Origin of the sequence: Pseudomonas sp. B19(2017) (genome assembly GCF_002113165.1) — a bacterium.
In the GTDB taxonomy this organism is placed as follows: domain Bacteria; phylum Pseudomonadota; class Gammaproteobacteria; order Pseudomonadales; family Pseudomonadaceae; genus Aquipseudomonas.
Genome location: NZ_NEJR01000015.1, coordinates 136668 through 146813 on the forward strand (window position 1 = coordinate 136668; position 10146 = coordinate 146813).

General features: G+C 61.7%; 11 protein-coding genes and 1 tRNA gene. 3 read left to right on the forward strand and 9 right to left on the reverse strand.

Translation table 11 applies throughout. The features are described from left to right. Positions 1 to 123: 123 nt before the first annotated feature. Together CAF70_RS19545 and CAF70_RS19550 are read right to left on the reverse strand one after the other, a co-directional pair. Positions 124 to 199, reverse strand: a tRNA-Thr gene (locus tag CAF70_RS19545). 98 nt (positions 200 to 297) lie between these two features. Beyond that, positions 298 to 546, reverse strand: a complete 249-nt coding sequence (locus CAF70_RS19550) for a hypothetical protein (RefSeq protein ID WP_085625968.1) — start codon at positions 544 to 546, stop codon at positions 298 to 300. Between the two features lie 562 nt (positions 547 to 1108). Between CAF70_RS19550 and CAF70_RS19555 the strand changes: the two genes are divergently transcribed. Then, a complete protein-coding gene (locus tag CAF70_RS19555) occupies positions 1109 to 1384 on the forward strand; it encodes a DUF3077 domain-containing protein (RefSeq protein WP_013970482.1) in 276 nt (91 codons plus the stop codon). Positions 1385 to 1735: 351 nt separating this feature from the next. On the opposite strand, the gene CAF70_RS19560 is transcribed toward CAF70_RS19555, so the two are convergent. From CAF70_RS19560 to CAF70_RS19580, 5 genes are all read right to left on the reverse strand, one after another. Next, positions 1736 to 2941 (reverse strand): methyltransferase, encoded by a 1206-nt coding sequence (locus CAF70_RS19560; RefSeq protein WP_085625967.1) that lies wholly within the window; start codon positions 2939 to 2941, stop codon positions 1736 to 1738. Positions 2942 to 3049: 108 nt separating this feature from the next. Then, complete coding sequence (locus CAF70_RS19565; protein ID WP_085625966.1) at positions 3050 to 3739, reverse strand: ABC transporter permease; 690 nt, start codon at positions 3737 to 3739, stop codon at positions 3050 to 3052. Then, positions 3739 to 4431, reverse strand: a complete 693-nt coding sequence (locus tag CAF70_RS19570; protein WP_085625965.1) for an ABC transporter permease — start codon at positions 4429 to 4431, stop codon at positions 3739 to 3741. The genes CAF70_RS19565 and CAF70_RS19570 overlap by 1 nt, the downstream gene beginning before the upstream one ends. Positions 4432 to 4485: 54 nt before the next feature. Then, positions 4486 to 5241 (reverse strand): ABC transporter substrate-binding protein, encoded by a 756-nt coding sequence (locus tag CAF70_RS19575; protein WP_085625964.1) that lies wholly within the window; start codon positions 5239 to 5241, stop codon positions 4486 to 4488. Between the two features lie 11 nt (positions 5242 to 5252). Continuing rightward, complete coding sequence (locus tag CAF70_RS19580; protein WP_003255746.1) at positions 5253 to 6026, reverse strand: ABC transporter ATP-binding protein; 774 nt, start codon at positions 6024 to 6026, stop codon at positions 5253 to 5255. A gap of 663 nt (positions 6027 to 6689) precedes the next feature. Between CAF70_RS19580 and gabP the strand changes: the two genes are divergently transcribed. Then, positions 6690 to 8075: a GABA permease gene (gene gabP, locus CAF70_RS19590; RefSeq protein ID WP_013970487.1), complete on the forward strand. Its 1386-nt coding sequence runs from the start codon at positions 6690 to 6692 to the stop codon at positions 8073 to 8075. Positions 8076 to 8241: 166 nt separating this feature from the next. Here the strand turns inward: gabP and CAF70_RS19595 are convergent, their stop codons facing one another. Next, the gene (locus CAF70_RS19595; protein ID WP_085625963.1) at positions 8242 to 8685 is read right to left on the reverse strand and encodes a hypothetical protein; all 444 of its coding nucleotides are present in this window, start codon (positions 8683 to 8685) and stop codon (positions 8242 to 8244) included. A 236-nt stretch (positions 8686 to 8921) separates the two neighbouring features. On the opposite strand from CAF70_RS19595, the gene CAF70_RS19605 reads away from it, so the two are divergent. Then, positions 8922 to 9155: a hypothetical protein gene (locus CAF70_RS19605; protein ID WP_085625961.1), complete on the forward strand. Its 234-nt coding sequence runs from the start codon at positions 8922 to 8924 to the stop codon at positions 9153 to 9155. A gap of 41 nt (positions 9156 to 9196) precedes the next feature. Here CAF70_RS19605 and ppk2 read toward each other — a convergent pair whose 3' ends face one another. After that, complete coding sequence (ppk2, locus tag CAF70_RS19610) at positions 9197 to 10069, reverse strand: polyphosphate kinase 2 (protein WP_178076406.1); 873 nt, start codon at positions 10067 to 10069, stop codon at positions 9197 to 9199. Between the last annotated feature and the right edge of the window lie 77 nt (positions 10070 to 10146).

A 10146-nucleotide genomic window follows, 5' to 3' on the forward strand; every position in this document is an offset into this window, starting at 1 on the left:
TCAGGCTAAGCTGCGGGCCGGCGCCAGGCTTGATTGAGATCAATCTTGGGGGAAGGGATCATGCAGAGCGTGCTGGAAACAAAAAAGGCCCACCTTTCGGTGAGCCTTTTTTGATACTGCGTATGGTGCCGGCACCAGGAATCGAACCCGGGACCTACTGATTACAAGTCAGTTGCTCTACCATCTGAGCTATACCGGCAATGGGGCGTCATTATAACGATCGGTTGGCGCCTGTAAACCACTTCGTTGCGAATGTTCGCAAATGACCTAAGTCACCGACCTGAAAGAAGAATTTTCCTACCAGCCGCGATGGATGGTGGTGACGCTTGGCTCGGTTTTGCCCGGGTTGAAGAACAGCTTGTCGTTGTCGCAACCACGCTTGCGGCAGGGGCTTTCGGCGCGCAGGGGCAGGCCGTTGTCGCCGCCCAGCTGCATGCCGGGGTGGTTCCAGCCCAGGCTGCTGGTAGGGTGGGGCGCGGTGCCGCTGGCGCAGCCGGTCAGGGCCAGGGTGAGGGTCAGCAGGGCGAGGGGCTTGGTCTGGGTCACGATGGTCGGGTCCGTTAGTCCATGTCGGTTCTGGCGCAACGCCAGAAGGTCGCGGGGCTGGCGGGCAGCGCGCGACGTCACTTTTTAATGATTTGGGGGGCGGATGATACACCGTTGCGGCGGTCGGGCATTAGCTTTGTGTTGCCTGTGATGGCCTATTCGCGGGCTTGCCCGCTCCCACAGGATCTCCACAAGCCTTGAAACTGTGTAGTACCTGGGGGAGCGGGCGCGCCCGCGAAGGGGCCATTAGCTGTACGAAGATTCTGAACTTGGGGGCTAATGGCTTCAGGGTTTGGTCGCTTCGGAACTATCCTACGTGCGCCGCCGAAGTATCGCTGTTGTCGGGGAAATGGCTCACGGATACCGTTTTCGGGTCGCTCTGGCGACCGGGTGTGAGAACCCAACTCGAATAAGCGCTACCCCTTTATGGTGGCCGTACGCGGGCAGACTTCGGTCTGGCCGGGCTTCCTTATTCGACCGGTTTCTCACCCCGCGTACGGCTGCCACCCAAATCCGTGAGAAAGATTTCTGGCAGTCCCTTCCCCGAGTAAGGATTTATGCCATGAAGAAAACCATCATCGAACCCATCACCACCGCAGGCGTGGAAACCTTCCTCGCAGCCGGTAACCCATCCCTCAATCTGCTACGCGTCGAGCCTGGCGTCCCGGTCGATGCTGCCTACGAGCATGTCTCGATCCTGATGGGCTACATCAAGCATCTGGTGCGCGAGGGGGATATGGAGGATGACCATAAATTCCTGGGCGCTGCCGATTATCTGTGCGACATGGCCAAAGCGCTGATGAACGATATCGAGATTGCCAAGAACAAGGCGCATTGAAAGGTGTGGGAGTGGGCACCGCGTTGCATGGCACGGGCTTCGCCCGTGTTCGCGGGCACGCCCGCTCCCACAGGAATCGCGCAAACCTGCAGATTTTTGAGCAAGAAAAAGAACCCACAAAGGCCGCTCAAACAATGCTTGCGCCAACCACGAGAAATGTTTATGCACAAGTGACATCGCTACCTTGCGCGAAAGGCATGCCGGACCGCTACACCGCCGGTCTTTGCGCAAACGCCTGTTTTTACTGGCCTTGACGCACAAGCCGGAATAAGCCAAGCGCTTGAAATAGCGCTTGGATCCAACAGGTAATCACAAGCTTGTTCACAGAGTTATCCACAGGTTGTGCTGCGGCTAACGGTCGCGTTCGGCAAGGATTAGCAGGTTGCGCGGGGTGAGTGGGTAGTCGCAGAACAGGCCAAGGCGCACGTTGTAGCCTTGTTCTTCGAGGAACAGGGCGCGATCGAGTACCAGCCACAGCTCCAGCGGCCGGCGGAACAGGTTGCGCACGCGCTCCAGGTTGCGGACCTCGGCCAGGCGCTGCCAGCCGGCGGCTTCCAGGGCTGCCCAGTCCGGGTTGCCAGTCAGCTGCAATTGCTTGAGGTCGGCCAGGTCGCGGCAGTACTGCTCGAAGGGCTTCTCCAGCCAGGCCACAGGCAGTGACGGAGTCGGCAGGTAGTCATCGGTCTGGCGCTGCTGGCGCTGAAGCAGGTCGAAGCCCAGGCGCCGGGCCATCGAGGTGTCGCGCTGGCGTCGCACGCGGGCGCCGGCGGTAACGGTTTCGCTCAGGGGCAGGCCCAGGTCGTCCAGTGACAGCCGCAGGCTGGAGGCCTGGGCGGCTGCGGATAACGGCTGGTATTGCTGCGCCGTGATGCGGTTGTAGCAGCAGGGCGCCACGGCGAGTTGCCGGCAACCTTGCTGGCTGGCCAGTTGCATCAGGCGCACATGCAGGTCGCCGCAGGCATGCAGGGCGACCACGCTTTTGTCGCCAGCCAGGTGACGGGCGCTGTCGTTGGCCATCACATCCTGGTGCACGTGCTGCGCCGGCAAGTGGTGGTGCGCGCTCAGGGCCTGGCCGGCGGCGACCAGTTCGGCGTCGTATTCCAGGCAGGTCAGGTGTTGGCCGGGTTGCAACAGGCGGCGGCCCAGGTGGCCTTTGCCGGAGCACCAGTCCAGCCAGTGACGGGGCTGTTCGCGGAAGGCCAGGTGGCTGGCGAAGGCTTCGATCTGCTGCCACTTGCGGCCGGGGACGGCGACGTCGAGGCGGTGGGCGGCAGGGGGCAGGTCGGTTGCCGGGAGGTTGCCGATGGCTGAAAGCTGTCGGGCTTGCTGGGCCAGTTGTGGGAACGGGGCAGGCAACGGGGTAGCGGTGGTGTCGGTTTCGGCGTCTGCCAGGGAGCATTGGCGCAGGTGGGCGGCAAGCTCGGGGTAGGCGGTTTCCCAGGCCAGCTGCAGGGTGGTGAAGGGGCGGGGTTTCCACAGCTGCTGGTGCTCGATCAGGAACTGGTCGAGGGCCTGGAAGCGGGTGCTAAGGTGGGGGCTGTGGAGGTGGTTGGGCATGGCAAGGATGTGTGGTGGGTTCGAGGGCCTCTTCGCGGGCACGCCCGCTCCCACAGGTATAGCGTTACCTGTGGGAGCGGGCGTGCCCGCGAAGCAGTCAGTGAGGTTTCAGCGGCCCTGGCAGGCATCAACGCGCAACCAGCGCTCCAGCAGCTTGAAGCCTTGCACCAGTACGAACGAGATCACCAGGTAGAACACCCCGGCGGCAAAGAAGATCTCCACCGGCAGGTAGGTGCGGGCGATGATGGTACGGGCCATGCCGGTCAGTTCCAGCAGGGTCACGGTACTGGCCAGGGCACTGGCCTTGAGCATCAGGATCACTTCGTTGCTGTACGCCGGCAGGCCGATGCGCGCAGCGCGTGGCAGCATGATGTAGAACAGCGCCTTGCCCCGCGACATGCCCAGCGCCCGTGCCGCCTCGATCTCACCCTTGGGGATCGACTGCAGCGCGCCGCGCAGGATCTCGGCGATGTAGGCAGCCGTGTGCAGGGTCATGGTCAGCACGGTGCACCAGAACGGGTCGCGCAGGTACGGCCACAGCGAACTCGAACGCACCGCGTCAAACTGCGCCAGGCCGTAGTAGACCAGGAACAGCTGCACCAGCAGCGGCGTGCCACGGAAGAAGAAGATGTAGCTGAACGGCACCGTGCGCACATACCAATGGCGCGAGGAGCGGGCGATGCCCAGCGGGATGGCCAGGATCAACCCGGCAACCACCGCGATGGCTACCAGCTCCAGGGTCAGGGTCGCACCCTGGGCCAGGCGTGGCAGCCATTTGATGATGACTTCCCAATTCATTATTCGGCCCTCGCAAAGCCGCGAGCGGCGCGTTTTTCCATGAAGTGCATGCCGGTCATGGCAATGATGGTCAGGCTCAGGTAAATGCAGGCCGCGACCATGTAGAAGGTGAACGGCTCTTTGGTCACGGTCACGCCGATTTGTGCGTGGCGCATGATCTCTTCCAGGCCGATCACCGACACCAGGGCGGTGTCCTTCATCAGGATCATGAACAGGTTGCCAAGGCCGGGCAGGGCGATGCGCCACATTTGCGGCAGGATGATCCGCGACAGGATGCGGCCCTTGGACAGGCCCAGCGCCAGGCCGGCTTCGCGGTGGCCTTTGGGAATTGCCAGAATGGCGCCACGGAACACTTCGGTGGCATAGGCGCCAAAGCACAGGCCCAGGGCAATCACGCCCGCAGCGAAGGCGCTGAGCTCCAGGCCCGGCATGTTCAGGGCTTCACCAAGGGCGTTCATCAACCCCACGGTGCCGAAATAGATAAGCAGTACCCACAGCAGTTCGGGCACGCCGCGAACCAGGGTCGAGTAGAAGCCGCCAAGCCATTGCAGCGGCTTGATGGTGGAAGTCTTGGCCAGGGCGCCGAGCAGGCCCAGGACCAGGCCCAGCAGCAAGGCGCAAAGCGCCAGTTTTACGGTCATCAGGGTGCCGGCCATCATGGCCGGACCGAATCCGTGCAGGTCGATATTCATGGGCAGGTCATTCTAGGGACTGGCGCGCCGCAAGGGCGCGCCGGTCGGGGCGGATCATTCGATGCTGAACGGGAAGTACTTGTCGTTGATCTTCTTGTACGTGCCGTCGGCCTTGATTTCTGCCAGGGCCTTGTTCAGGTTGTCGCGCAGCTTGGTGTCACCCTTGCGCACGGCAATGCCGATCTTGTCGCTGTCCATCACCGGCTCGCCCTTGAACTCGAAGTTCGAACCGTCTTTGCTCTTCAGCCACTCGTACTGCACGTACTTGTCGGCCAGGATGCCGTCGATGCGGCCGGAAACCAGGTCGAGGTAGGCGTTTTCCTGGGTGTCGTACAGCTTGATCTCTACGTCGTCACCGTAGTTGTCTTCCAGCCAGGTGCCAGCCAGGGTGGCGCGCTGGGTGCCGATCACCTTGCCCTTGAGCGAGGCCTTGTCGGTTTTGAAATCGACATTTTTAGGCGCGATGAACTGCAGCTTGTTGGAGTAGTACGGGTCGGTGAAGTCCACGGCCTGCTTGCGCTCGTCGGTGATCGACAGCGACGACACCAGGAAGTCGAACTTCTTGGCGTTCAGGGCCGGGATGATGCCGTCCCAGTCGGAGGTGACGACCGAGCACTCGACTTTCATCTTGGCGCACAGGGCGTCGCCGATGTCTTTGTCGAAGCCGACCACGTTACCGCTGGCATCCTTGTTGTTGAACGGTGGGTAGGCAGCTTCGATACCCATGCGCAGTTTTTCTGCGGCCAGGGCGTTGGCCGACATCACCAGCGTGGCAGCAGCTGCCAGGAGGAACTTCTTGTAAGTGTGCATGTATTGCTCCGTTAGCGGTGGCTGGACATGAATTGCTTGCAACGCGCCGAGGTCGGGTTCTCGAAGACCTGCTGCGGCGATCCCTGCTCTTCTACCAGGCCCTGGTGCAGGAAGACGACTTCACTGGACACATGGCGGGCAAAGCTCATCTCGTGCGTCACCAGCAGCATGGTACGGCCTTCTTCGGCCAATGCGCGGATAACGTTTAGCACTTCCTGGACCATTTCCGGGTCGAGTGCCGAAGTTGGCTCGTCGAACAGGATGACCTTGGGCTTCATGGCCAGGGTACGGGCAATGGCGGCGCGCTGTTGCTGGCCACCGGAAAGCTGGGCGGGGTAGCTGTGGCGCTTGTCGTAGATGCCGACCTTGTTCAGCAGGGCTTCGGCGGCTTCGATGGCCTCGGCCTTGCTCTGGCCGAGCACGCGGCGTGGCGCCTCGATGATGTTGTCGAGGATCGACATGTGCGGCCACAGGTTGAAGTTCTGGAAGACGAAGCCGATCTCGCTGCGCAGGCGGTTGATCTGGCGGTTGTCGGCGGCGATCAGGTCGCCGTTCTTCGCGGCCTTGAGCTTGAGGGCTTCACCGGCGACCAGGATTTCGCCCTGGTGCGGGTTCTCGAGCAGGTTGATGCAGCGCAGCAGGGTGGACTTGCCGGAGCCGGACGACCCCAGGATGGAGATCACGTCACCGTCGCGCGCGGTCAGCGAAATGCCCTTGAGAATTTCCTGCTCGCCGTAGCGTTTGTGCAGATTGCGGATTTCCAGCGCGGGCGTGGCCTGAGCCATGTGCGGTCCTCATGTGTACGGGTGCGTTCCCAGCTGTTGGCGGCCTTCCTGGCGTGCGCCAAGCTAGCATAGCGGCATTATCACGGCCAACAGGGTCGCTGGGCACTCGGGGCGCTGATGGGGCAGTTTGTCGCATCGCTGCAGCGCAACGTCGCGCGGATGTCCGCGAAGGTGTCGCCCAGCACCAGAGCCTTGATGAAAAAAGGCGCGATGGTGCCAGCTTTGGCCCGCTCATGGAAGCGGTTTTAGACCTTTCGCGGGTACGCCCGCTCGCACAGGTTCTTTAAAAAGCCCAAATGGTTGCACCTGAACTGTGGGAGCGGGCTTGCCCGCGAACGGGGCGGTCAGGTCTCTAGGTTGTACCTAAGGGTTGCACTTTTTGGTATTGCAATGGTGCACGGGTGTTACCGTGGAGCACCTTTGGTGCGTTTGTAAGTGAGTATTTCAGTAATCCGATGATTTGGCGGCCTTTCGGTCAGCCATTGGCCGAAAGCCCTCCAAACCGCGTGCTAAAAGGCCTGCCGACTTTTCTGACGAATGTATTCAGCATATGGCGCACTTATTGCCAGAAGGAAACCGCCGATTGCAGCGACGCCTAGGTCAACCCCAGGCGCGCTCCGTATCCGCAGTCGGCGTGGTCCACTCCTTACAAAGGTAGTTTTAATGAGCGGTAACAATTCCAATGACCTCGCTCAGGGGCTCAAACAACGGCATGTGACCATGCTGTCCATCGCTGGCGTCATCGGTGCCGGCCTGTTCGTTGGCTCCGGCCACGCTATCGCTGCTGCCGGCCCTGCCGTGCTGCTGGCTTACGCTGCCGCCGGTACGCTGGTCGTACTGGTCATGCGCATGTTGGGTGAAATGGCGGTCGCCTCGCCTGACACCGGTTCGTTCTCTACTTATGCCGACCGCGCCATCGGGCGCTGGGCCGGTTTCACCATCGGCTGGCTGTACTGGTGGTTCTGGGTGTTGGTAATTCCGCTGGAAGCCAACGCCGCCGCTGCCATCCTGCATGCCTGGTTCCCTGCGGTTGACCTGTGGGCGTTCTCCCTGGTGATTACCTTGGCGCTGACCCTGACCAACCTGTGCAGCGTGAAAAACTATGGCGAGTTCGAGTTCTGGTTCGCCCTGCTCAAGGTACTGGCGATCATTGGCTTCATCGCTGTGGGCTGTGCTGCCTTGTTCGGCTTTGTGCCAAGCAGCCAGGTCAGCGGTGCCAGCCACCTGTTCGACACCCAGGGCTTCATGCCTAACGGCCTGGGCGCGGTGCTGGCAGCCATGTTGACCACCATGTTCTCGTTCATGGGTACCGAAATTGTCACCATCGCCGCTGCCGAGTCGAAAGACCCGGGCAAGCAGATCAGCCGCGCCACCAATTCGGTGATCTGGCGTATCTGCCTGTTCTACCTGGTGTCGATCTTCCTGGTCGTGGCCTTGGTACCGTGGAACGACCCGGCGCTGGCCGAGACCGGTTCCTACCAGACCGTGCTGAGCCGCATCGGTGTGCCGAATGCCAAGCTGATCGTTGACATTGTCGTGCTGATCGCCGTGACCAGCTGCCTGAACTCGGCGCTGTACACCTCGTCGCGCATGCTGTTCTCGCTGAGCAAGCGCGGTGACGCCCCGGCCATTGCCCAGCGCACTACCAAGTCGGCTACCCCGCATGTGGCGGTTCTTCTGTCCACTGCAGCGGCGTTCCTCTGCGTGTTCGCCAACTTCGTGGCCCCGGCCCAGGTGTTCGAATTCCTGCTGGCTAGCTCGGGTGCCATTGCGTTGCTGGTGTACCTGGTGATTGCCGTATCGCAGCTGCGCATGCGTGCCCAGCGTGAGGCCCGCGGCGAGAAGATCACCTTCAAGATGTGGCTGTTCCCGGGGCTGACCTGGGCGACCATTGCCTTCATCATTGCCATTCTGGTGGTGATGGCGCTGCGTGAGGACCACCGCGCCGAAATCATCGCGACCGCACTGCTGAGCATTGGTGTGGTGGCGGCTGGCTTGCTGGTGCATCGCAAGCGTGAAGCTGCCGGGCGGGTGGCGCTGGACAACTGATCCGCGCTGGCTGAAATGAAAAGGCCGCGTCCTGTGAAGGGCGCGGCCTTTTTTATTGCCTGTACCGGCCCCTTCGCGGGCTTGCCCGCTCCCACATGAGCGGCGTTGCCGTCAATGTGGGAGCGGGCGTGCCCGCGAAGAGGCCGGAACAGGCTACATGGCGCTGTCAGCCAAACTGCTTCTGTTGTTGCTGCTGCTTGGCCACCGCCTCCGAGGCCGCGACATAGGCCGCCTGGAATTCATCACTCTCCAGCCAGGCCATGGTCGCCTCTTCGTCGGCGCCATCCAGCCACTTACGGTAGGCATTGAACACCAGCACGATGTAGTCGGTGGCGTGTTCTTCCTTGTGCCCCTTGAGCACCAGGGCCAGCAGCGGGTCTACCAGGAACACCGAGATCATCGGCACCAGGCCGCCTTCCTGGGCTTCCTTCATCTTCTTGAACAGCGGGTCGTAGCTGCCCGACTCCATGGCCTTGTTGTACACCTGCTCGATGCTGGCGCTGTCGCCGGCACTGGCCTTGACCGCCTGGCCGCTGCGTACCATGCGGTTCTGCTTGGCCTTGCTGGCGGCGCGCTTGGCGCGTTTCTGTTGCTTGGTAGGGGTGGCCATGGGGAATCCTGGGGGCTGCTTGAAGTTGCGCGTATTGAAGCGCAATTGCTTGAGAAACCCAAGCTGTACGCCGTGACAATCCAGGCTGGTGGGGTTGATACGGACATGCATCCAGATTATGTCCGCCGTCTGAGCTACCTAACCTCTCCCTCGCTGTCACTCATGTTCGGGCGGCAGTCGATCACCATGCCAGATCGGCGTTCACAGGCAGCGCACAGTGGCACTAAGGAGAGAATGTGAAACATTGCTATCTTGTAACCATGTATGGTTATGACGAAGACGAAGACGATAGGCTTTACTATGTGACCGGGTTCGCCAAGTGCAACCAGCAGGCGCTCACAAAGGCTGACATCCGGGCAATTATGGAAGACAGCAAGAAGCACGGTGACCTTTATTTGCACGGCGTCTCCTATCTGGGGCACATGACCGAGGACGCTTTCGAGCATCTTCGTGCCATGTCGCGCGACTAGGGGGCGTCCCGCAGGCGTTCCGGGCCTGCGGTGACTGTTCTTCAGCCCGTTGATCGAGGGGTGTCGTCGTCTTCAAAGCCGCGTGCAGCCCGGCCCACCAGCACGGGGTCGGGTGCATGCGCCACCTGAGGGTCCTTGCCTGGGTAGTCCAGCGCATGCAGGAAATGGCGAATACAGTTGATCCGCGCCCGTTTCTTGTCGTCGGACTTGATCACCGTCCATGGCGCGTCGGCCGTGTCGGTATGAAAGAACATCGCTTCCTTGGCGGCGGTATAGTCCTCCCACTTGTCCAGCGACTTGATGTCGATCGGCGACAACTTCCAGTGCTTGAGCGGGTCGTCCCGGCGCGAGATGAAACGGCGCAATTGCTCTTCGCGGTTCACCGAGAACCAATACTTGAACAGCAGGATGCCGCTGTTGCACAGCATCCGCTCCAGGTCCGGGGCCTGGCGCATGAATTCCAGGTACTGCAGCGGCGTGCAGAAATCCATCACCTTCTCGACCCCGGCGCGGTTGTACCAGGAGCGGTCGAAGAACACCATTTCACCCGCCGTGGGCAGGTGCTGGATGTAGCGCTGGAAATACCACTGGCCCTGTTCCTGTTCGGAAGGCTTCTCCAGGGCCACGATGCGCGCACCGCGTGGGTTGAGGTGCTCCATGAAACGCTTGATGGTACCGCCCTTGCCCGCTGCGTCACGCCCTTCGAACAGGATCACCACGCGCTGGCCGGTTTCCTTCACCCAGCTCTGCACCTTCAGCAACTCGATCTGCAACGCGTGTTTGGCCTTTTCGTAGTCCTGGCGACGCATGCGGGTGCGGTAGGGGTAGCTGGCCGGCAGGCGGGCCGAGGTACTGTCTTCGTTGCTTCCTTTGGGGGCGGTGGCGACTTCCAGTGCGGCAGGTTGCTGGCTGATGCTGGTGATCGTTGGTTCCGGCTTGCGCTGGCGGGGGCGACGCGTGCGGGCTGGGGTGATGGCGGGCTCGCTGGGGG

What these genes read in the sequence shown, in the direction of transcription:
- CAF70_RS19555 (WP_013970482.1), top strand. Translation starts at nt 1,109, where the DNA reads ATGAAGAAAACCATCATCGAACCCATCACCACCGCAGGCGTGGAAACC.
- CAF70_RS19560 (WP_085625967.1), bottom strand. Translation starts at nt 2,941, where the DNA reads ATGCCCAACCACCTCCACAGCCCCCACCTTAGCACCCGCTTCCAGGCC.
- CAF70_RS19565 (WP_085625966.1), bottom strand. Translation starts at nt 3,739, where the DNA reads ATGAATTGGGAAGTCATCATCAAATGGCTGCCACGCCTGGCCCAGGGT.
- CAF70_RS19570 (WP_085625965.1), bottom strand. Translation starts at nt 4,431, where the DNA reads ATGAATATCGACCTGCACGGATTCGGTCCGGCCATGATGGCCGGCACC.
- CAF70_RS19575 (WP_085625964.1), bottom strand. Translation starts at nt 5,241, where the DNA reads ATGCACACTTACAAGAAGTTCCTCCTGGCAGCTGCTGCCACGCTGGTG.
- CAF70_RS19580 (WP_003255746.1), bottom strand. Translation starts at nt 6,026, where the DNA reads ATGGCTCAGGCCACGCCCGCGCTGGAAATCCGCAATCTGCACAAACGC.
- gabP (WP_013970487.1), top strand. Translation starts at nt 6,690, where the DNA reads ATGAGCGGTAACAATTCCAATGACCTCGCTCAGGGGCTCAAACAACGG.
- CAF70_RS19595 (WP_085625963.1), bottom strand. Translation starts at nt 8,685, where the DNA reads ATGGCCACCCCTACCAAGCAACAGAAACGCGCCAAGCGCGCCGCCAGC.